Annotated in this window: 21 protein-coding genes and 1 tRNA gene; 7 read left to right on the top strand and 15 right to left on the bottom strand. The window is 57.8% G+C overall.

The window, feature by feature from the left end:
• Positions 1–66 precede the first annotated feature (66 nt).
• Complete coding sequence (locus VG146_20850; protein HEV2394807.1) at positions 67–600, top strand: ribonuclease H-like domain-containing protein; 534 nt, start codon at positions 67–69, stop codon at positions 598–600.
• Between the two features lie 144 nt (positions 601–744).
• Here the strand turns inward: VG146_20850 and VG146_20845 are convergent, their stop codons facing one another.
• From VG146_20845 to nuoF, 9 genes are all read right to left on the bottom strand, one after another.
• Positions 745–2,238, bottom strand: a complete 1,494-nt coding sequence (locus tag VG146_20845; GenBank protein HEV2394806.1) for an NADH-quinone oxidoreductase subunit N — start codon at positions 2,236–2,238, stop codon at positions 745–747.
• Positions 2,235–3,827, bottom strand: a complete 1,593-nt coding sequence (locus VG146_20840) for an NADH-quinone oxidoreductase subunit M (GenBank protein ID HEV2394805.1) — start codon at positions 3,825–3,827, stop codon at positions 2,235–2,237. Before VG146_20840 ends, VG146_20845 begins: the two co-directional genes overlap by 4 nt.
• Positions 3,827–5,689 (bottom strand): NADH-quinone oxidoreductase subunit L, encoded by a 1,863-nt coding sequence (gene nuoL, locus VG146_20835; GenBank protein ID HEV2394804.1) that lies wholly within the window; start codon positions 5,687–5,689, stop codon positions 3,827–3,829. Before nuoL ends, VG146_20840 begins: the two co-directional genes overlap by 1 nt.
• Before the next feature lie 6 nt (positions 5,690–5,695).
• Positions 5,696–6,004, bottom strand: a complete 309-nt coding sequence (gene nuoK, locus VG146_20830) for an NADH-quinone oxidoreductase subunit NuoK (protein HEV2394803.1) — start codon at positions 6,002–6,004, stop codon at positions 5,696–5,698.
• Positions 6,001–6,501 carry an NADH-quinone oxidoreductase subunit J gene (locus tag VG146_20825; GenBank protein HEV2394802.1) on the bottom strand — a complete coding sequence of 167 codons (501 nt, stop codon included), beginning with the start codon at positions 6,499–6,501 and terminating at the stop codon, positions 6,001–6,003. The genes nuoK and VG146_20825 overlap by 4 nt, the downstream gene beginning before the upstream one ends.
• 96 nt (positions 6,502–6,597) lie before the next feature.
• On the bottom strand, positions 6,598–7,131 hold the full coding sequence (locus tag VG146_20820; GenBank protein ID HEV2394801.1) for an NADH-quinone oxidoreductase subunit I: 534 nt from the start codon (positions 7,129–7,131) through the stop codon (positions 6,598–6,600).
• A 25-nt stretch (positions 7,132–7,156) separates the two neighbouring features.
• A complete protein-coding gene (nuoH, locus tag VG146_20815) occupies positions 7,157–8,206 on the bottom strand; it encodes an NADH-quinone oxidoreductase subunit NuoH (protein HEV2394800.1) in 1,050 nt (349 codons plus the stop codon).
• 305 nt (positions 8,207–8,511) lie between these two features.
• Positions 8,512–10,206 (bottom strand): molybdopterin-dependent oxidoreductase, encoded by a 1,695-nt coding sequence (locus tag VG146_20810; GenBank protein HEV2394799.1) that lies wholly within the window; start codon positions 10,204–10,206, stop codon positions 8,512–8,514.
• On the bottom strand, positions 10,207–11,658 hold the full coding sequence (gene nuoF / locus VG146_20805) for an NADH-quinone oxidoreductase subunit NuoF (GenBank protein ID HEV2394798.1): 1,452 nt from the start codon (positions 11,656–11,658) through the stop codon (positions 10,207–10,209). It abuts the gene before it with no gap.
• A 351-nt stretch (positions 11,659–12,009) separates the two neighbouring features.
• Here nuoF and VG146_20800 point away from each other — a divergent pair.
• Positions 12,010–12,083: transfer RNA gene (locus VG146_20800), tRNA-Gln, on the top strand.
• A gap of 8 nt (positions 12,084–12,091) precedes the next feature.
• Here VG146_20800 and VG146_20795 read toward each other — a convergent pair.
• From VG146_20795 to VG146_20770, 6 genes are all read right to left on the bottom strand, one after another.
• Positions 12,092–12,643 (bottom strand): NAD(P)H-dependent oxidoreductase subunit E, encoded by a 552-nt coding sequence (locus VG146_20795; GenBank protein ID HEV2394797.1) that lies wholly within the window; start codon positions 12,641–12,643, stop codon positions 12,092–12,094.
• A 5-nt stretch (positions 12,644–12,648) separates the two neighbouring features.
• Positions 12,649–13,929, bottom strand: a complete 1,281-nt coding sequence (gene nuoD, locus VG146_20790) for an NADH dehydrogenase (quinone) subunit D (GenBank protein ID HEV2394796.1) — start codon at positions 13,927–13,929, stop codon at positions 12,649–12,651.
• Positions 13,930–13,947: 18 nt separating this feature from the next.
• Positions 13,948–14,685, bottom strand: coding sequence for an NADH-quinone oxidoreductase subunit C (locus VG146_20785; GenBank protein ID HEV2394795.1), 738 nt, complete (start codon positions 14,683–14,685; stop codon positions 13,948–13,950).
• 170 nt (positions 14,686–14,855) lie between these two features.
• A complete protein-coding gene (gene nuoB / locus VG146_20780; GenBank protein HEV2394794.1) occupies positions 14,856–15,362 on the bottom strand; it encodes an NADH-quinone oxidoreductase subunit NuoB in 507 nt (168 codons plus the stop codon).
• Positions 15,363–15,510: 148 nt separating this feature from the next.
• Positions 15,511–16,071: a YqgE/AlgH family protein gene (locus VG146_20775; GenBank protein ID HEV2394793.1), complete on the bottom strand. Its 561-nt coding sequence runs from the start codon at positions 16,069–16,071 to the stop codon at positions 15,511–15,513.
• Positions 16,072–16,266: 195 nt separating this feature from the next.
• Complete coding sequence (locus VG146_20770; GenBank protein HEV2394792.1) at positions 16,267–18,132, bottom strand: glycoside hydrolase family 15 protein; 1,866 nt, start codon at positions 18,130–18,132, stop codon at positions 16,267–16,269.
• Between the two features lie 336 nt (positions 18,133–18,468).
• Between VG146_20770 and VG146_20765 the strand changes: the two genes are divergently transcribed.
• The 5 genes from VG146_20765 to VG146_20745 all read left to right on the top strand — a co-directional run bounded on the left by VG146_20765 (position 18,469) and on the right by VG146_20745 (position 21,571).
• On the top strand, positions 18,469–18,867 hold the full coding sequence (locus tag VG146_20765; GenBank protein ID HEV2394791.1) for an antitoxin Xre/MbcA/ParS toxin-binding domain-containing protein: 399 nt from the start codon (positions 18,469–18,471) through the stop codon (positions 18,865–18,867).
• A complete protein-coding gene (locus VG146_20760) occupies positions 18,867–19,322 on the top strand; it encodes an RES family NAD+ phosphorylase (protein HEV2394790.1) in 456 nt (151 codons plus the stop codon). Before VG146_20765 ends, VG146_20760 begins: the two co-directional genes overlap by 1 nt.
• A 228-nt stretch (positions 19,323–19,550) precedes the next feature.
• Positions 19,551–20,141, top strand: a complete 591-nt coding sequence (locus VG146_20755) for a DUF4252 domain-containing protein (GenBank protein HEV2394789.1) — start codon at positions 19,551–19,553, stop codon at positions 20,139–20,141.
• Between the two features lie 6 nt (positions 20,142–20,147).
• Positions 20,148–20,810, top strand: a complete 663-nt coding sequence (locus tag VG146_20750) for a hypothetical protein (GenBank protein HEV2394788.1) — start codon at positions 20,148–20,150, stop codon at positions 20,808–20,810.
• Positions 20,811–20,863: 53 nt separating this feature from the next.
• Positions 20,864–21,571 (top strand): hypothetical protein, encoded by a 708-nt coding sequence (locus VG146_20745; protein ID HEV2394787.1) that lies wholly within the window; start codon positions 20,864–20,866, stop codon positions 21,569–21,571.
• The last annotated feature ends 11 nt before the right edge of the window (positions 21,572–21,582 follow it).

The raw sequence follows: 21,582 nt of genomic DNA, 5'->3' as shown, positions 1-21,582 counted from the left end.
GTTTCAATTTCCTTTTGCCTTGGGTGAGCCGCTGCTTAAAATCACGCGTCACGAACTCGACGCAGGATGAAGAATATTGTCTATTTTGATCTGGAAACCCAGCGGTCGGCCGAGGAGGTCGGCGGTTGGGACAAAATCAGCCGGATGGGATTGAGTATCGGGGTGACCTACAGCACCGCGCGCGGGGGTTACCGGATTTATGACGAACGGCAGGTCGATGACCTGGTGCGGGAATTGCAGCGGGCGGACTTGATTGTGGGCTTCAACAATCTGCGGTTCGATTACGAGGTCCTTCACGGTTATACCGCGCTGGACCTGCGCCAACTGCCCACGCTCGACCTGCTGCTGGATTTGCAGAACCGGCTCCAGCATCGGCTCTCACTCGACGCCATCGCCGGCGCGACGTTCGGGGTCGAGAAAACCGCTGAAGGAATGCAGGCCATCGATTGGTTCAGACAAGGCCGGCTTCTGGAAATCGCCGAGTATTGCTGTTACGACGTGAAGCTGACCCGGCTGGTTCACGAGTTTGGCATTCACAATCACCAACTCCATTACCACAACCGCTTCGGCAAAAAGCTCAGCGTGCCCGTAAGCTGGTAAGCGCAGCATGTGGAGTGCGGCGGCAAGCGAAGCGAGATGCCACCGCTTTGGATGGGCGCTCGGCACAGCAGCATGCAAAAGCGCCGTCGTCGCTGCGCTTTGCCGGCGCACTCCATCAGGCATTTGCGCTCCGTTCTGGCCCCCTTAGTGCAAGGCTTTAATCGCCTGTGAGGCGAGGTTGAGTACCGGGTTGGGATAGATGCCCAGAAAAAGCATCCCGGCGATACAGACGCAGAGCGAGAGGCGAATCGGTCTGGACATCGGGATAGGCGACGAGTCGGGCACCTGGCGCGACCAGTAGATAGCGCGGACGATGCCGAAATAGTAGTAGAGAGACATCACGACCCCGGCGATGGCGATGGCGACGAGAACGTAGAACGCGTTTTGCACCGGGCCTTGGGCTTGACCCAGGGCCGCCTTAATGAGCAGGAATTTGCCGAAAAAACCGGCCATTGGCGGGATGCCGGCCAGGGAAACCATTGACAGGGTCATCGTGGCCGCCAATAAAGGCGAACGCTGGCCGAGCCCCGCCAGGGTGGAGACATCTTCCCCATCGGCCTGACGCATGACCAGGCAAATGACTGTGAAGGCCCCCAGCACCGTGAAGAGGTAGCCGCTCAAATAATAGAGGATTGCAGAGCCGCCTGCGCCGATGCCCTCGCCTGTATTGGAAATGCCCGCAGCCATGGCCGCCAGGCCAAGGAGCATGTAACCCGCGTGGGCGATGCTGGAATAACCGAGCAAGCGTTTGACGTTCCTTTGCGGAATAGCGCAGAGGTTGCCATACAGAATCGTGATAGCGGAGGTCACAATGAGGAGTTTCGACCATTGCACCGTGATGGCCGGAACTGCCAGGAACAACACCCGCAAGAGCAACACGAACCCGGCTGCCTTTGAGCCTACCGCCAGGAACGCAGTCGCCGGTGTCGGAGCGCCTTGATAGACATCAGGCGCCCAGATTTGAAATGGGAAGGCGGCGATTTTAAAGCCCAGTCCGACCATCACGAGCAAGAGCCCAAACAGAAAGATGTGGTTATCACTATGCTGCGACGTCACAGCCGCCAGGTCGCCGAAATCGAGTTTGCCCGAGATTCCATAAACCAGGGCGATGCCAAACACAGTAAACCCGGTGGAAAGCGCGCCGATAATGAGGTATTTGACCCCTGCCTCTAGCGAGGTGGTTCGGGCGCGCTCGAAGCTGGTGAGGACGTAAAAGGAGACCGTAATCAGTTCGAGCGAGACGAATAGCAGCGCGAAATTGTTCACCGAACAGGCAAAGAGCATTCCCATGAGCGCCAGCAGGATGACGGCGTAGAATTCGGCAATGCCTGCCTGGATGCGCTCGGCGAACTCGACCGACATCAGCAGGACGAGCAGCGCGGCGAGAAGAAAGAAGCGTTTGAAAAACAGCGCCAGGCCGTCCAGGAGGTACATATTATTGAAAGCGCTTGGAACGGCGTCCGGCTGAGCAGCAATCCGCACGAAAAAAACGCTGTAGAGAAAGATAGCGAGAATCCCAGCGGCAGCCACGTAACCCAGATTGCGCCGCGCCCGAGGCGGCGCCCACAAATCGACCAGCAGCAAGCCAATGGCCAGAGCCAGCACCAGCCATTCATGACTCAGAAGGGCCAGATTCATCGTGCGCGCGCCCGTCGAATTGTGACGGATTGGAGGCCGGCATCTTTGTCGCTGGCGACAACAGGCGGATTGGAGTTTAGCATCATGCCATAGGCACCTGACGACGTGGAGAACTGGGCCACAATGGGTTCGACGCTCTTCTGGATTTTGTCGGTTAGAAGGCGCGGGAAAAAGCCGAAGACCAATAACCCGGCCAGCAGAAGTGCAAAGGGCGTTTTGCGCCAGAGGTGGGGGGCATCGGTTATTGCGGCCCAGCGCTCGGGCAACGGCCCTTGCAGGAGCGCGCGAACAGCGCGCAGCAAATAGACCGCGCCGATGATCGATGCGCCCCAGATGGCGCAAATCGTTACGACGTGCAACGTCCGCCAGGCGCCAAAGAACACGGTGACCTCGCCGGCGAAGTTGGCAAAACCGGGCAAGCCGCAGCCGGCGAACGCGGCCATGATCAATGCGCCGCCGATGAATGGAAGGCGACGAAGCAGGCCACCGAGTTGGTCCATTTGAAGCGTGCCGGTCTGCTGGTAGATAAAGCCATTCAACCCAAAGGCCAGCGCTGCCAGAAAACCATGGGCGATCATGACCAGCACTGCGCCCGTGATGCCAATGAGGTTGAGGGTGGCAATGCCAAGAAATACAAAGCCCATGTGCGCCACGCTCGAATAGCCAATCAGCCAGTTGAAATCTTTTTGGCGCATGGCGACCCAGCCGCAATAAACCAGGTTGCCCAGGCAAAGCCAGGCTACAACGCCCATCCAGCTCCTGGCCGCATCGGGCAGCATCGGCAGGGCAATTCGGATGATGCCATACAAGCCGAATTTTTTGAGCACACCGGCATGAAGCATGGCCGTGGGGGTGGGGGCCGAGCCGTAAGCAGGCGGCGCCCAGGTGTGAAACGGCCAGAGTGAAACGAGAATGCCGAAGCCGAACAGCAGGAGCGGAAAGATGAAACCTTGTTCTGCGCGCGAGAGCGGGGCCTGGTGCAAAATGCGGGTCAGCACGGGGATATCAAACGTGCCGGCGCCGGCTTGCACGTAGAGGGCAATCAGTCCAACCAGGGCGATGAGGGCGCCGAGGCTGAGATAAAGCGTGATTTGGAAGGTGGCATAGTTCTTCTGCTCGCCGCGCCCCCAGACGCCGATCATGATAAAGGTCGGCACCAGCGCCAGTTCGTGGAAGAAATAAAACAGGAACAGGTCGAGCGAAGCGAAGGCGCCGAGGATGCCCCCGGCCATGAGCAGCAGCAGGATATAAAATTCCTTCTCACGCTCTTTGATTTCCCAGGAAACACAGGCCGCCGCAAAGGCAACCAGCGCGGCCATGAGAACCAGGCCCGCGTTGATGCCGTCCACGCCGACGTGATAGCTGATGCCAAGGCTCTCGATCCAGGGCGCCTGAGATTCAAACTTGAAACCGTAAAGGCCGGCCGGGGCGCCGTTGAACATCACGAACATCTTTATGGCAAGGGCCGCCGAGACCAGCGTCGCCAGCAGGGCCACCGAGCGCATTACCACGCGCAAATTGCGCGGCACAAACGCCAGCACCAGCGCCCCAAACAGTGGCCAGCCGAGGATATAGGTGAGTGTGGACATTATTTCAGAACGAAGTACAGGAGAAACGCCACGCCCAGCGCAAAGAGAAAGGCATAGGTCTGGAGGTTGCCGGTCTGTACCTGGCGCAAGGCCCGGCCAATCAGTTCGATGGTTCCATGGGTGCCGCGCACCGCAAGACCGGCAATCAGCCAGCGATCGATCCAGGCGGCGATTGCCGCCAACCCGTCGTGCAACCGGATGAATGTTGCCTCGTAAAACTCATCGATATAAAAACGGTTGCGCATCCAAACCGAGAGCGCCCCGAGCCTGGCTGGGAGTGGGTCGGTCTGCGCGCCCGCATACAGCGCGTAAGCCGCAAAAAAACCGAGCGCCACCGCGAGCAAGCCGAGCGAAGCGGCGGCGGGCGCCTGGACGAATGGCGCGATGACTTGCATGGGCGCTGACATCGGATGCTCGGCGGCACCCGGTTCAAACTGGCGGTTCAGGATATTCTCGACCCCAATGAATCCGGCAATAAGGCTGAGCACTGCCAGAATGCGCAACGGGAAAAGCATCACAGGCGGAGTTTCCCTGGCGTGGCCGGCGGCTTCGGTCCTGGCCGAAGCGCCGAAGACGACGAAAATCAGTCGAAACATGTAAAATGTGGTGAGAATCGCAACCACCCAGCCGAGGGCGAAGCGGCCATAGGCGTGGTCTGCCGCCGCGCGGGCGAGGATGGCGTCTTTGCTATAAAACCCGCTGAACGGCGGAAACGCTGATATGGCCATCGCGCCGAACAGGAAAGTCCAGAACGTGACCGGCATTCTTTTGCGCAGCCCGCCCATTTTCCAAATGTCCTGTTCGTGATGCAACGCGATAATCACCGAACCGGCTGCCAGGAATAGCAGCGCTTTGAAAAAGGCATGGGTTGTCAGGTGGAACATGGCCTGGGCAGGTCCGTGCAAGCCCACCCCCAGCACCATGAAACCCAATTGTGAAAGGGTTGAGTAGGCCAGAATGCGTTTAATATCGTTCTGCTGCACGGCGATGACCGCCGAGAGCAACGAGGTAAACCCGCCCACCCAGGAGATTACGGTTAAAGCGGGGGCATTGAGCAGGAACAGGACGCGGCACAGCATGTAAACGCCTGCCGCCACCATCGTCGCGGCATGAATCAGCGCGCTGACTGGCGTGGGACCTTCCATGGCGTCTGGCAGCCACACATGCAGCGGGAACTGGGCGCTTTTGCCAGCCGCCCCGCAGGCAATCAGGAGCGCCGCAACGGTGGCCAACGTGCCCAGCGCTTGGGGGTCGGCTTGGATTCTCTCTTGCAGCGCGCTGAAGTTCAGCGAACCCAAGACGGCCCAGACCGTCAAGATGCCTAGAATGAAACCAAAATCCCCAAGCCGGTTGGTCAGGAAGGCCTTCTTGCCGGCATCCGCAGCCGACGGGCGTTCGAACCAAAAACCAATGAGAAGGTAACTGGAAACGCCGACCAATTCCCAAAAAATGAATAGCTCGATGAAATTGTTGGCCAGCACGATGCCGAGCATGGAAAAGGTAAACAGGCTCAAGCAGGCGAAATAGCGCGAAAACCCAGGGTCTTCGCGCATATAGCCCCAGGAATAAATGTGGATGAGCCCTGCCACGCCGGTTACGACCAGCATCATCAGCAGGCTCAAAGCGTCAAAGCGCAGACCGAACTCGACCTGAAAATCACCTATCGCCAGCCATTGAACCGCTGTCTCACGAGCAGGTCCCCAATGAGTGGCGCCGACGAACACTGCGCTCAGAAGAAACCCAGCCACCACCGCTCCGATGGAAAGACCAGCGCTGAGCTTGCGGTCCGAATGCGCGAAGAGGGTGATCAACGCCGCCGCAAACAACGGGAGGAACAAAATGATCCAGGGCAGGGCGTTCATGTGACGCTATAGCTTCAGAGTTGTGAGGTCCTCGGCATGAGCGCTTTGGCGCCGGCGATAGAGCGCCACGATCAGCGCCAGACCAACCGAGACCTCGGCGGCGGCCACCGTGATCACGAAAAACACGAAGACCTGGCCATCCAGGTTGTGATTGAACCGCGAAAAGGCCACCAGGGCCAGGTTAGCGGCGTTCAGCATCAATTCGAGGCCCATGTACATTACCAGCAAGTTGCGCCGGACGATCACGCCCAGCAACCCCAGGCAAAACAGGATCACACTCACCACAAGATAATGTTCGATGCCGATGGGGTTCATTTCAGCTCCTTTTTGCTGAGCAATACAACGCCCACCATGGCCACCAGGAGCAGGACGGAAACAATCTCAAAAGGCAGCAGGTAATTCGTGAAGAGGAGCCTGCCGAGAGGAATTGTGCCGCCTTCCGGCGCGCTGGGACTCGTGGCTCCGAGCGATGAATGAAGTAATGTCCGCAGGAAAATGAATAAGATAGCCCCTACGGCAACTATGCCAGTCGTAACGCTGAAGATTTTGATTTTTCGGCCCTCCTCAGCCTTGAGGTCCAGCAACATGATAACAAACAGGAACAGAACCATCACCGCGCCGGCATAAACCAGCACCTGCACCGCCGCCAGAAAGAACGCGTGCAGCAGGACGAACAGCCCTGCCAAGGCCCCAAGCGTCAGCACGAGGAACATGGCGCTGGTGACCGGGTTCCGGCTGAAGGGATTCAGCACGACCAGGAATCCAAACACCAGCGTCAAGAACGCAAAAAAGTAAAATAAGAATTCTGCCACGTAGTTTTCCTGTCAATCCGATAATTAACGGCGCAACGATGTAACGATACGCCCCCGGACTTGCAATCCCTATCTGAGCCAATCCCGATGCCGCGCTCAGGGCGGAACGCCTTGCGCCCTGGCCTCGGCGGCTTTTCGCTGCCATTTGCGGATTTTGTCCTGGTGCATCCCGCCGAGGGCCAGCAGTTTTTCTTTATCGTAAAGCATCTCCTCGCGGCTCAAGCCGGTGAGGGAATAATCTTTCATGAGGAAGATTGCCTCTTCGGGGCAAACCTCCTGGCAAAAACCGCAGAAGATGCACCGGAGCATGTTAATCTCGAACTCTTTGGGCGCCTTTTCGACGTTGCCGGCCTCGGGCGCACCCGCAGGGCCGGGGGGCACAATGCGGATGGCTTTGGGCGGGCAAACAAACTCACATAACTGGCAGGAAACGCATTTGATTTGGCCGTCCTGGTTTTCAACCAAATACGGGGCGCCACGGTAGCCCTCCGGAACGACCCATTTTTCCTCCGGATACTGCATCGTGACTTTCTTGCGGAAGAAGTGGCGGATGGTGACTTTAAAGCCGCCAATAATGGCGGGCAGGTAAAGCCGCTCCCAAAGGTTGAGCTTTTTGCGTTTGACGATCATCGAACGATTTAGCGTGCGTGCGCGTTCATTTTGCGATTCCCCACAGCACGATTGCAGTCACCACGATATTGGCCAAGGCCAGCGGGATAAAGCGCCGCCAGCCCAAATCCATGAGTTGGTCGTAGCGGAAGCGGGGCCACATCCAGCGCACCCAGATGACCATGAACTCCACAAACAGCATCTTGCCCAAAAATATAAAGATTTGGAGGATGCCTGTTCCGATGGTGTGAGCGGGTTGGTCCAGCCCGGCGATTGGAAGAGTCCAACCGCCCAGAAACAGCGTCACCATCATCGCGCAGGCAGCGGTCATCGCAGCGTATTCGCCCATGAAAAACAGGGCGAACTTAATCGAGCTGTACTCCACATTATAGCCACCGGCCAGTTCCTGCTCCGATTCCGGCAGGTCGAAAGGCAACCGGTTGGTTTCCGCGAACATCGCGGCCAGGAAAATGCCGAATGCGAGCGGCTGCTTGAAAATCAACCAATGCAGGAAACTGCCGGTTTGATATTGAATCACCTCGCTCAAGTTCAACCCGCCTACCAGCAGGAACACCGGAATGACCGACATCCCCATGGCGATTTCGTAGGAGATCATTTGGGCGCTGGACCGGATGCCGCCCAGAAACGGGTACTTGGAATTGGCTGCGTAACCGGCCAGCACGATCCCATAAACCCCAAGCGAGACGATGCCGAAGGTGTAGAGGATGCCCACATTGAGGTCCGCGATAACCATTTTCTGATCTCCCAATTGCGAGCCGAAAGGAATGATGGCGATGGTGAGCAGGCTCGGGATCATCACAATCGCCGGCGCCAGCCAGAAGTAGGCCTTCCTCACGTGGGCCGGCGTAAAATCTTCCTTCAAGAAGGCCTTGACGGCGTCAGCAGCCGGCTGCAGCAAGCCGAACAAGCCGACGCGATTGGGGCCGCGCCGGTCCTGGATGGCTGCGGAAACTTTGCGCTCGACCCACACGGCGTAAGCCACGATGAACATCAACACCGAGAAGACGCAGATGATCTTGATGGCGCTGAAGAGCGCGAATTGTGACGCAGGCGTTAGTTCAGTCGCGGCGAACATGGGCAGTTAGCGTAAGCTCGGCCGGGGGCCCTGCAGACTTAGCGATTGTTTACCGATCAAGTGCGTACTAAACCCCGTAGGGGTGGCCTGTTTATAGTAACCGGCATGCCGGATTGTCCCTTTTGTTTTTTCAGCGCCGCGGCGGGCGGTTATAATGTTAACCCTTTGGCTGAACCGCCCCGCCGCTGAAAAAACAAAAGGGAAATGGAAAGTGGGCGCGGTCTCTACATACAGGACACCCCTACAGGGTTTGGAGGTTTGGAAATTCGATTTCATGGGTTCAGGTCATGCATGTTTTTTTGCCCTCAAAGGTTGATGGTCACGCCCGCGTTTCCCAAGGCTGCCCAGTTTAACCCGTTGAATGCCGCGACCTCTTTGGCCATCAGGTTAAACAGCCCTTCGATGCTTACAAAGCCGCCCTGGCCGGTGACCTCGAAAACCAGCTCGTGCAAAAACTCCCATTCGGGCCGGGCGTCCCCTCGAGCTTCAACCGCCTTCATAAACTTCTGCACGCGGCCTTTGGTATTGGTGAAGGTGCCTCGCTTCTCAGCGGCGGCGCAGCCAGGAAGCAAGTAATGGGCAGCCCGGGTAGTGGCATTGGGCAGGATATCACTGACGATAAGGGTCTCGAGCCGGGCGAGCAGGTCTGCGCCTATCCCGTGTTTGGTTACATCTTCGCCAAACACGATTAATGTTTTGATTCGGCCATCCCGAATGGCTTCGGCAATCTTAGGCAGATTGGACCCCATCGGGTCGGCCGCTATCCCTGTCAGGCGCGCCCCGGCGCTGTTCGGGTTGCGGTCGGCATTGAGCAGCAATTTGTCACCTTCCCCAATGCGTGGGATCGAATCGGTAAGCGCGCCAGCTTTCCGGGCCAGTTTGGAGAGCAAGTAAAGCTCTTCGTTGGTCTGTCGCGCTGAGCCAATGATGGCGATCGAGCCGCGGGGGGCCTGGTTGACCTTTTGCGATAGTTCCGCCAGCACAGCCGTCCAGCCACGCAGTTCGGGCTGCGGCCCACGCACCTCAACGAGCCGGTCCTCGCGCCCTATCCACTTATAATTCAGCCGGCCATAGTCGCACATCCAGGCCGAATTCACCGCGTCGTTTTCCCGAGGCTCGTACCGATAGACTTTGCCCTGGCGCGAGCTGATAACGATGTTGCAGCCGGTGGCGCAACTGGTGCAGATGTTTTTGGTTTCTTTGAGGAACCAGACGCGCATCTGGAAGCGGAAATCTTTCGAGGTCAGCGCGCCGACGGGGCAGATATCAACAGTGTTGAGGGTGTAATTGTTATCGAACCTGCGGCCTGGGTAAGCCGTCAGGACATTATAGCTGCCGCGATTGACAATGCCCAGCGCGTCATCGCCGACAATGTCCTTCGTGAAGCGCACGCAACGCGTGCAGAGGATGCAGCGCTCATCATCCAGTACAATGCGCGGGCCCAAATCCACCCGCTTCGGTTTGTGCACCTTGGTTTCGGCGAACCGGCTTTGGGCTTTGCCGTAATCCACCGAATATTCCTGGAGCTTGCACTCCCCGGCCTGATCGCAGATAGGGCAATCCAGCGGATGATTAATCAGCAGGAATTCCAGGACGGCTTCGCGCATTTGCTTGACTGCGGGTGTGTTGGTATAGATTTCCATGCCTGGCGCGACAGGGGTAGCGCAGGCAATGGCAGGGCGGGGAGATTTGGCGATTTTAGGCGAGCCGTCCGGGTTGATAATTGGTTTGCGGTCAGGCCCCATGGCCGGCGTGCCAAATTCGACGAGGCACATGCGGCAATTGCCGGCGACATGTAGTTTGGGATGGTAGCAATAGTGGGGCACATCCACCTGGGCAACGGCACAGGCCTGAATCATGGTCGTCGGCAGCGGCTTGCCCGAAAGAGGGTCCGGCGTCGTCTTAGGCACCTCGACTTCTTTGCCGTCCACTTTCACCCGGATTTTATCAACCGTAGGCGGGGCAGTGGGCTTTGGTTCAATTGCAGTTGCGATGGACATTCAAATCTCTTTCATTGCCAATGTATTGCCCGCTTTCAATTCTACTGCTGATTCGGCGCGCTTGCTTTGGTTAGTCCTGCGTTCCTCGTCCTCCGTTCCGCGAGCGACAAATTCATCCTTGAACTTACCCACAAAACTCTGCACAGGCCAGGAACAGGCCTCGCCAAAGGCGCAAATAGTGCGCCCTCCGGGGATATTATCGGCTATTCGGACCAGGTAATCCGCATCTATCTTGCGGCCTTCACCATGTGCGAGGCGGTGCAATGCCTTGGCCATCCAAAGCGAGCCTTCGCGGCAGGGCGTGCACTGGCCGCAACTCTCGTGCGCATAGAACTCGCTGATGTTCGCCAGCGCCTCGACGATATCCGTTGAATCGTCCAGCACAATAATCGCGCCCGAACCGGACATGCTCCCCGCCCCAATCAAGGAGTCGAAATCATACGGCAAATCCAGCATGTCGAATTCCTTTTCAACATCCTTTCCGTCCGGTCCCTTGCGTTTCAACTTGAACTTCTCGCCGGCCTTGAAAACCTTCGCCGAAGAACCGCCGGGAATCACCGCCTTGAGCTTGCGGCCATCACGCAAACCGCCACCGAACACCGGCTCATTGATTAGCTCGCCCAGGGTGACTTTGCCCACCTCGATCTCGTAGTAACCCGGTTTCTTGACGTGTCCGCTGATGCTGACGATCCGCGTGCCCGTGTTGTTGGGCGTGCCCAGTTTCGCGAATTCCGCCCCGCCCATGGCGATGATGTGCTTGACCGTGCAGAGGGTCTCGACGTTGTTGACGATGGTGGGGCACATGTAAAGGCCCAGCACGGCGGGGAAATAAGGCGGCTTGATGCGCGGGTATGCGCGTTTGCCTTCGAGCGATTCGATCAAACCGGTTTCCTCACCGCAGATGTAGGCCCCAGCGCCACGGTGCAGATGGATGTCCAGGTCATAGCCGCTGCCTAGGATGTTCTTGCCTAGAAAACTGCGCGCGCGAGCTTCTTGGAGGGCGCGATTGAGAATCCTGCCGCCTTCCATGAATTCGCCACGGATGTAAATATATGCCAAATGCACGTCATTGGCGTAACAGGCGATGATCATCCCCTCGAGCATCTGGTGCGGGTCCTTGTAGAGGATCTGCCGGTCCTTGAACGTGCCAGGTTCCGACTCGTCGGCGTTGCAGATGAGGTAAATCGGCTTGCCGCTCTTGCGGTCAACAAACGACCATTTCAACCCGCAGGAAAAGCCGGCGCCCCCGCGCCCGCGCAGGCCCGAGAGGCGCACATCGTCTCGGATTTGTTCCGGGCCACTGATTTTTCGGCCATCAGCCAGCGTTTTGGGCTGGATCGCCAGGGCCTTTTTCAAAATCTCATACCCGCCATTGCGCAAATAACACTCGATGTCCGGTGTGTAACCCGGCTGATCGGCGTACTTGAGGATGAGGCGATATTCCTGGGGCATGGTTAAGGACTCAAGTCGAAAACTGGCATGGCAGGAAGCTCAGTCATCCCAGAAGTCATCCCGGAGGGATGGTTGGGAATAGCCCAACGCTTCAGCATTGGATGGACGTCGGGGGCGACGGTTAGTCCCGAAGGCACGGATGAATAGAGGGTGAAAGAGTTCGGATTCAGCCGTCCCTTCGGGACTAGTAGGTCCCACACCGCCTCCCCAACGTTGAAACGTTGGGCTATTGTCGGATGTCCCTCCGGGACAGCAGCCTTGAAGTCTGCGCGCCGAGGTTTTAAGACCGGACTCAAGCGCCCCGCCAGCCTTGACTCCTGGAGGGTACATCCTACCTTAGAAGCGCTCGTTTGCCCGATGGTGTAACGGTAGCACAGCAGACTCTGGATCTGTTTGTCATGGTTCAAATCCATGTCGGGCAGCCAACTCCTCTTCACTTGCACCCCCCCACGATTTCATCCGCCTTTTTTTCCGAAACGCCCTCGTAAAACGCCTCATTGCACATCATCACCGGGGCGGTGCCGCAACTGGCAAGGCATTCAACAAACTCGACCGTGAACTTGCCGTCCTTGGTGGTTTGTGGACCATGGCCATGGGGGTCCAGGCCAAGCCGGGCGCACAAGTGTTCGTGCAGCCTGTAGGAACCGCCCAGGGCGCAACTCAAGGTACGGCAGACTCGCAGGTGATGGCGCCCCACCGGTTGCTGGTGGAACATTGGGTAAAAAGTGACCAGCTCATAGATATTGATCGGCTGCAGCTCCAATTTTGTGGCGATCCATTCCACCGCCTGCCGCGAAATAAAGCCAAAACGCTCCTGAATTGCGTGCAGCAGCATCAGCGAGGCGCTTCGCTTTTTGGGATAGCGGGTGATGATCTCATCAATCTCAGCCGCCAAAGCAGCCGGGACAGCGAAGTCCGGCTGTTCCACGAGCGGGTCCGGTATCGCCTGTTCGTTAGGTAGATTGATTTGAATCTCCGGCTGCATAGATTTCAGCGGTCGCATTCCCCCATAACAAAATCGAATGAGCCCAAAATCGCGACGATGTCACTGACCATATGGCCGGGCAACAGATGCGAAAGGATGCTCAGGTTGACGAAGGAAGGGGAGCGGATTTTCAACCGGTGCGGCGTGCCCCCGCCTTTGCTGTTGATGTAGAAACCAAGTTCGCCCTTGGGATTTTCATGCGCGAAATAGACCTCTCCGGGCGGCGCGTTAACGCCTTGGGTTACATTGATAAAATGATGAATCAATTCCTCCATCCGCGTCAGCACGCGGTCCTTGGGCGGCAGGACGATCTTGCCATCCGGCACATTGACCGGCCCGCCCGGGAGCTTGTCCAGGCATTGGTGAAGAATCCGCACGCTCTGGCGCATCTCCTCGATGCGGCACAAATAACGATCGTAGCAATCGCCCTTTGATCCTATTGGCACTTCAAAATCGAGCTGATCGTACACCAGGTATGGCTGGACCTTGCGCAAATCGTGCTCGACACCGCTGCCGCGCAGGTTGGGGCCGCTCAAGCCGAAATCGATGGCGTCCTGGCGCGAAATGACCCCAACGCCCTGCGTGCGATCCGCAAAGATGCGGTTCCGGCTCAGAAGCGTTTCGGTCTCATCGATGTTCACCACCACTTCATTGCAGAATCTTCGGCACTGCTCGACCCAGCCGGGCGGCAGGTCACGGGACAAGCCCCCAATGCGCGTGTAGCTGGTCGTAAAGCGCGCGCCGGTGAGCGATTCGCATAGGTTGTAAGTCTTTTCGCGCTCCGTGAATGTGTGCAGAAACACGGTCATTGCGCCCACATCCATGGCAAAGGACCCCAAACCCAAAAGATGGGAAGCGACCCGGGCCAGTTCGCAGCAAATGACCCGAATGAACTGGCAGCGGGGGGGCAACTGCCGATCAATGCCCAGCAGTTTCTCAACAGCCAGTACGTAGGCAACATTGTTGGCCAGCGGGGCCAGGTAATCCAGTCGATCCGTATAAGGAATGAACTGGGTGTAAGTCATGTTCTCCGCTATCTTTTCATCTCCGCGATGAAGAAAACCCACATCCGGCATGGCCTTTGTGATAATCTCGCCGTCCAGTTCGAGCACAATGCGCAAAACACCATGCGTGGCCGGGTGCGACGGGCCCATGTTCAGGACCATTTTCTCACCCGGCAGATCAGCGGAAGATGTATTGGCCGGGGCCGGCTGATTCAGAGTGCGCAACGCCTCGGCGGTTCTGCCAGCCGTATCAGTAAACGCGACATGTCGTTCTTCACTCATCGTGGCGCAACGGAAGAATCATTTCTTCGGGATTGGTCCAGGCCCGTGGCTGTGGCCGTGCGCGCCCCGGATGTCTCTGCGGCGTTCGACTCGCGCGTTCAGCGCGATAGCATCCGTTTCCGGGATTCGCACCCGAGGTTCGCGTGAGAGCGCGTCTTTACCGCCCGCGATGGTGACGAACGGTCCGCCCGCCAGCGGCGCCGGTTCGGTGAATGCAACCTCGGGCATCTCACTCGGCTTTCCGGCCAATGGAAAATCCTTCCGCAACGGAAAATAAGGGTAGCCTTCCCACATCAGAATCCGGCGCAGGTCGGGGTGCCCGCGGAAGCGGATGCCCATCATGTCGTAAATCTCGCGCTCGTGCCAATCTGCGGTGCGCCAGATACCCGTGAGCGTCGGTGCCTCGCCTTTTTCCTCGCTCAATTCGGCCTTGAGGCGCAGGTACTGGCGATGGCCATAGCCGTAGAGGTGAAAAACCAGCGTGAACCGCGGGTCCTCGCCATAATTATCGATGCTGGTGATATCTACCAGGTAATCAAAACCCATTTCGTTCCTTGCCACCGCGCAAATCTCCGGCATCCGCTCGACATCTGAGACTTTCAGCGTGAGCTCGCCTCGGAATTCGATGGGTTCAGAAATCCACTGGTCAAATCTGGCCTTGAGTTGGCGCGCCAATCCTGCGGCGGGGCTCTCAGGCTTTGCGGGGCCGCCTGCAGGTGCGGACGCAGGCTTGGGCGTTGAAGTCGTATCACTCATTGTAGGACCCGGATAATGTCCCGGAGGGACATCGGATAATGCCCAACACTTCAGCGTTGGGAATTGGCCCGCAAGCAGACGAGTCCCGAAGGGACGGCTGAACGGCTGCATTCGGATTCTCAGAGGAACCGAATCGATTATCGCGGTGCGGTTTCACCTGTATCCCCAGTTCAGGCCACCTTCAGCGTTGCGAGCACCGGTTCGCGGGCGACTTTGGCCTGGAGCTTTATCAGCGCATCCAGCAAGGCCTCGGGCCGCGGCGGGCACCCGCCAATATACACGTCAACAGGCACAATGTTATCCACCCCCTGCAGTACCGAGTAGCTGCGGTACATCCCGCCGCTCGACGCGCAAGCCCCCATCGCAATCACCCATTTGGGGTCAGTCATCTGCTCGTAAATCCGCTGGACCGCCAGGGCCATTTTGTAAGTCACTGTTCCCGCGACGATCATCACATCCGATTGACGCGGGGAAAAACGCATCACCTCCGAGCCGAACCTGGAAATATCGAACCGGCTGGCGCCCGTGGCCATCAATTCGATGGCGCAGCAGGCCAAGCCCATCGGCATCGGCCAGAGCGAGTTCTTGCGGAACCAATTGATGGCCGCATCCAGGCGGGTGACTACCACGTCGCCTTCGACCTTTGAATTATAGCCGATTTCCGTTTGCACATTCATAGGGACAGCAAAGCCGGGATTTGGCTTCGCCCCTGAAACCTAATCACCCCGCAAAACCCAGGCAAGTTGAATTTCCCGAGTTGGCATAATTGAGGTCAAGCACGGCGCGAGTTCTGGCGAGCTAGGAGCGTTGAGGCCGATGGCCGGACTAATTTAGCGACAAATCCTCCGGCATCTGGGACAGGAGCCGGTATTTCCAACCTTTTTGGCGCAGGATTTTTTGCCAGAGCTGGTCGGGCTGGCTATCGAAGATCAAGTCCAGTGAGGCCGGGTGGGTGAGCCAGGCATCGCGTTTGAGTTCGTCTTCGAGCTGGCCGGCGCTCCACCCGGCGTACCCGGCGAACATCTTGATTTGCTGTGTTGGTGAAAACGAATCTCCGATTTCGACCAGGCTGTCGAGCGAGTGTCCCAGGCTCAAATTGGCCATCACATTGGCGTCTGGAATAAAGGAGTCGCTGTGCAGGAAACTCAACGCGGATGGCTGGACAGGGCCGCCCAAGAACAAGGGGCAGGCCTTCAGCGTCTCGGGCAGGTCCGCCACGATCATCTCCCCGGCTTTGCTGCCAGCCGCCCGATTCAGGATCAGGCCAAACGCTCCGTCCGCATCGTGCTGGCAGATCAGGACTACCGTTCGCTGGAAAAAGGAGCCCTGCAATTGGCCGCTGTCCAGCAGCAACTGGCCCTTTAGCGATTTCTCAGTTTCAGGCATAATATCACGCGTTCCCTACCAGCTTGCCCTGTTTGCAATCTGGATTTAAAGTGCGGTCATGTCAAAATTTTGTCTGCTCTTGATATTGGCAGCCGCCCTATTGGCGGGAGGTTGCGCTTCCCATTCTGGCAGCCGCGAGTACATCCCTGGCAAAGGCTGGGTGCCTAACGATTGACGCTTGGCCGGCGTTCCTGGTTACATTGCCAAAGACGGGCCATCCTTGGCCGTCTGCTGCTTGTCCAGTGAGCGGTCAAGATAGTAAGCGGCGCTGATCAAGCCCAGATGCGTGAATGCCTGCGGGAAATTGCCCAACTGCTGCCCATTGAGGCCGAGTTCTTCTGAATACAATCCCAAGTGGTTGGCATACCCCAGGGTTTTTTCGAAATAAAACCGCGACAATTTGAAGTCACCGGCGCGGGCGAGGCATTCGACATTCCAAAATGAGCACATCGAGAAGGTGCCTTCGCGGCCAGGAAAGCCCGTGTTGGCTCCTTTCATGACATTATAGCGATAAACCAGCGAATCCTCGACCAGGTTGCTATTAATGAAGTCAAGAGTCGAGCGCCAGCGCGGGTCATTAGGCCCGATGAACTTCATCAAGGGCATCAACAGCGCCGCCGCATCCACCGCTTTCGAGCCCTTGTACTGCACGAAGCTGCGCAATTCCGAGTCCCAGAAGTTTTGATAAACATGGCGGTAAATCTGATCCCGGATTTCCCGCCACTTGGCTAATGGGGCCGGGAAGGAGCGCTTTTGAGCCAGGCGCAGGCCGCGGTCCACCGCTACCCAGCACATGATCCTCGAGTAGAGAAATTCGTAAGGCCCTCCGCGCACTTCCCAGATGCCTTCGTCTGGCCGCTGCCAATTGGCGCAAACCCAATCAATCAGGCCCACCAGGTTCAGCCAAAAATCATACGAGATCAGCTCTCCGAATTTATTGTAGATGTAAACCGAGTCCATCAGCTCTCCATAGATATCGAGCTGAAGCTGGTCGCATGCGCCGTTGCCAATGCGAACCGGGCGCGACTTTTTGTAGCCTTCGAAGTGGCGCAAGTCGGTCTCCTGCAGATTCTGGCGTCCATCCAGGCCATACATGACCTGGAGCGGCGAGCCGGGTTTGAGTTCAGCGCAACGGGCTTCAATCCAGCGCATGAAGGCGGTCGCCTCTGCTGTATAGCCTAAGCGCATCAAGGCATAGGTGGTAAAGGACGCATCTCGAATCCACGTGTAACGGTAATCCCAGTTGCGCACGCCGCCGATCTCTTCGGGCAGCCCAAAAGTCGGGGCGGCAACAATCGAACCATGTTCGGCTGAGGTCAGCAGCTTGAGCGTCAAAGCCGACCGGTTGACCACCTCGCGCCAGCGGCCTCGGTATTGGGATTGGCGCACCCACTGCCGCCAGTAATTCATCGTTTGCTTAAACGACTCGGTCACATAATTGGGCGCCGCCGATGGTGACCCCCCTTCCCCGGCATGGACATCTTCGAGCACGAAGGCGGCAGTTTGGCCTGAGTGCAAGGTGAACTCGGCTGTGGCAGCGCCATTTTCCACGCGCAAAGGGACTTCACTGCGCAAGCGCAAAACCGTTTTGTCTTCGCCGCGGCTGATGAAAAGCACTTCGTTTCGTTTCTTTTCGACTCGATGCCCGGCGCGGCCATAGTCAAAGCGAGGGTCACACACCATTTGAAATGGGATGTCGCCTCGGATGCACTTGGCCCGGCGAACCAGGTCATGGGCATGGCCCAGTTCCATGATGGGCATGAAATCAGACACTTCCCCTATGCCTTCATCCGACAGGAACCGGCTCAAGAGGATATTGGAGTCTGGAAAGTAGAGCTGTTTCTGGCGCGCGCCTTTGAGCCGCGGCGCCAGTTGAAAGCGGCCCCCCTTTTTATAATCCAGCAACGCGGCGAAGATTGTGGGCGAATCGAAATTGGGAAAACACATGAAGTCAATCGAACCGTCCATGCCGACCAGCGCAACCGTGTGCAGGTCCCCGATAATTCCGTAGTTCTCGATTGGCTTATAGTGGCTGTTTGAAGCTCTCCCCGATGTTCCCATGCGCTACTCTAGACCGGAGCGCCTTTGCCTTCAAGTGGGGAGGGACATTGGGGGGGGGGGAATTTGTCGCGTTGGAAATTCAGAATTAAACCCGATCGGCATTTAGGGCAAATTGATGCTGTGAAAGCGACAAGTAAACGCCGCTCCAAGTCCCAGGCCGAACTAGAATGTCTTCGTCGCTCATCGCTTCTTGACAATGGGTTCAAATGATTGTATAAATAGTCTCAAATGAGCAACACAAGTGTTGAGCGCAAAACGAAAAGGCATTCCACCGCATCAGGAAATCTCAACAAGATAGGCGTGGTAAACTTTTTTGTACGTAGAGGTTCAGGCGAGATGAAGGGACAGATCAAAGAGGCAGAGGTCAATGCCTCGAACATCATTGAGGTTATCCAGCAGGGTTTGGCAGTCCGGGAGTTAGCCGTGCTGCAAGGCCTTTTGGGTGTCCCGATGGAACGGCTCGCGCCAAAACTCGGCATTTCCAGAGCCACTCTGAACCGGCGGATGGCCAAAGGGCGGCTGGAACCAGAGGAGTCCGACCGGCTGGTCAGGTTTGCGCGTCTGATGGGCAAAGCCACGGAGGTTTTCGAGACCCAAGGGACAGCCCGCCTTTGGCTGACTTCGCCGCAAATCGGTTTGGGTGGCGCCGTGCCTCTGGACTATGCCGAGACCGAGGTCGGGGCGCGCGAGGTCGAGGATTTGCTTGGTCGCATCGAATACGGGGTTTATTCCTGATGCTGGAAGCCTGGCGTATCGTCAAGGAGAAGCACGCCGCCACCGCCTTTTCAGGTGAAGGAGCAGCCAAGACCGGTGGCCGGTGGAACTCCCGGGGGGTGGCTGTTGTCTATGCCAGCAGCACCAAGTCTCTGGCGGCGCTGGAAAACCTGGTGCATCTGAATCCCCCTGTCATGTTCAGATACGTCGCGATACCCATTGAGTTTGACGCCGCGCTGGTTGAGAGATTTCTCACCGGCTTGCCCAAAGATTGGCGCGCGGAGCCGCCCCCTGTTTCCACCAGGCAGTTGGGCGACGACTGGGTGCGAGCTGGACGCTCCGCCATACTGGCTTTGCCCAGCGTCGTCGTATGGGGGGAACCCAATTACCTGCTCAACCCGGCCCACCCTGATTTCAAGAAAATCTCTATCGGAACGCCCGAGGATTTTGCTTTTGACCCGCGGCTGCTCGTCTGACGGCGTGCAAGCTTTGGGGAAGGAGCGTGAGTGCATTGCTGCTGGCAAGCAAGCCGCGCCCTCGATCAACAAATGCGTGTTTGCGTCCCCACCACGTCAGCGGTGTTTCGAAGGTATTCAGCGGTTCTTCTTCTTTCCTCGCGTTTGTTGAAACTTTCGTTCGAGTTGCCGGGTATCATCTCTAAAGGGGCGCAGTGCCCCACGGACAACCTCAACGTGGAATTGAATATGAAACATTTGAAGCCCTGGATGATTGGAACTGTAACGCTGTGCGCCGCCGCAACCGTGACTCTGGCAGCGGATGAAATATTGCCCGGTCAAGTCGATTTCGGCGCCTTTTCACCGCCCAAAGGAGGCGGGGAATTTGTCGAGGTGAACGTGCCGAGCGGCCTGATCGGCTTGGCGGCTCGATTGGTCGAGAAGGACCAACCCGACGTGGCCGGCCTTCTTAACGGATTAAAATTGGTCAGAGTCAATGTCATCGGCTTGGGTGAGGACAATCGGGCAGAGTTGCAGAAGCGCGCCCAGAAAATCCGCAAGGACCTGGCCGCCAAGGGTTGGGAACGCATCGTGACTGCCCAGCAAAAAGACCAGGATGTCAATGTGTACCTCAAGATGACTGACAAGGGGGCTGTCCAAGGTCTGGCTGCGGTGGTGCTCGATGGCAAGGAGCACGCCGTGTTCGCCAACGTGGTCGGCGATATCAAGCCCGAGCAATTGGCCTTGCTGGGTGAGAAACTCCACATCGACCCCCTTAAGCAGATTGGCGACGCCGCGCAAAAACAGGAGGAAAAACCTAAGGACAAGGCGCAGGAGTAATCGAGTATGGAAAACGTCATGCCAATCAGCCCAACGCCAGCGGCCCCGTCGGCGCCCCCGATACTCCGGCCCCCAGCTTCGCCCCGGCTGAACCCCCGGACCAGTGCGGGCTACGTGATTTTGGCGCTTGTTCTCTGCCTGCCTTTACTGTGCGCCATTGGCATCGCCAACTGCTTCCGGTTGAGTTCGGTGAACCAAGCTTTGCGCAGCAGCGTCATGGAGTCCGTCCCCGGACACTGGGACAAGCGGTTTGCTATTCATGCCGGCGGCCTCACTTTGGCTTTCGCGCGGTTCGGATCGAGCTTCTTCAACCTGCCGCCAGAGCCCAAAGCCGCCCTGGGCGCTCTGCACGGCGCGGACGTTGGCGTTTACAAGCTTCTGGATGCGCCGCAAGCGCTGGATTATTCGGCGCTGTTCACGCGCGCGGATAAGGCCATGAAACGGCGAGGTTGGGAGCGAATGGTTGGCGTTGCCCGGGGCGGGCAGTTCGTGGCTGTTTATCTGCCCCGTGACATGCGCGCGCTCCAACACGTGGCCTGCTGCGTTGTCGTCCTCAACGAGGGGGATTTGGTGATCGCCTCCGCTCGCGGCAACCTCGAACCACTACTGGCTCTGCCGTGGCCAACGGCGCGCCAAATCTGTCAAACGCAAAAAGTGTCAGTCAATTAGGCTTCCGAAGACTTGGCCTTTCAAAGCAAAGTGACGTGCCGCAAGTTAAGGCGATGATTGAGTTCGAACGGGTGTTGGAGCAGGGTCGGGCAGCGCAGCGCCAGTTCCAGGATTTGGAACTGGTGGCGGTCGGCGGGACCGCTGCGGCGGCACATTGCCGGCATCGAGTTTCGCTGGACGTGGATTTGGTCACGCCGCACCTGCGGGACCGCTACGAAGAGGTAGCTGCCAGACTGGAGGATTGGGAGGGTTGGACGACGGCCAGGCGGAATCCGCCTGTGCTCATTCTTGGACAGCGGGGCGGAGTGGCCTTGGGCTTGCGGCAACGGCGGCGCGCACAACCCCTGCGCACACTCGAAGTAAGCGGGCTAATCATGCCGACTGCCGCGGAGACGTTGCGTGTTAAGGCCTTTTTGCTGACCGAGCGGCGGGCGACAAGGTATTATGTTGATGTTGCGGCCTTGACGCGGCTGCTGGGGGATTCGGCTGCGCTGACGGCTCTGGGTTATTTGAACCTGGTTTATCCGGCCGCCGGTTCGCAGAGCCTGGTGAGCCGCTTCGCCGAGGCGTGTGAAGTGCCGCCACTGGATTTGGCAGAAACGCCGCTGCAGGCCTACAAATGCCTGAAGGCGCCCTTTACCGATTGGGCCTACGTGGCCGAGGCCTGCCGCCGCTTGTCGCGCGCCCTTGTGAAGTTGGAGCTGAACAATGTCCTGCCTCAAACATTGGATGCAGGGTTTTACAACGACTCGAACCGATGATGCAGAGCCGA

The sequence above is a fragment of the Verrucomicrobiia bacterium genome (assembly GCA_035946615.1).
Lineage (GTDB): Bacteria > Verrucomicrobiota > Verrucomicrobiia > Limisphaerales > UBA8199 > DASYZB01.
Note: the sequence above shows the minus strand (reverse complement) of the source record. Positions and strands in the feature narration are given on the sequence as shown.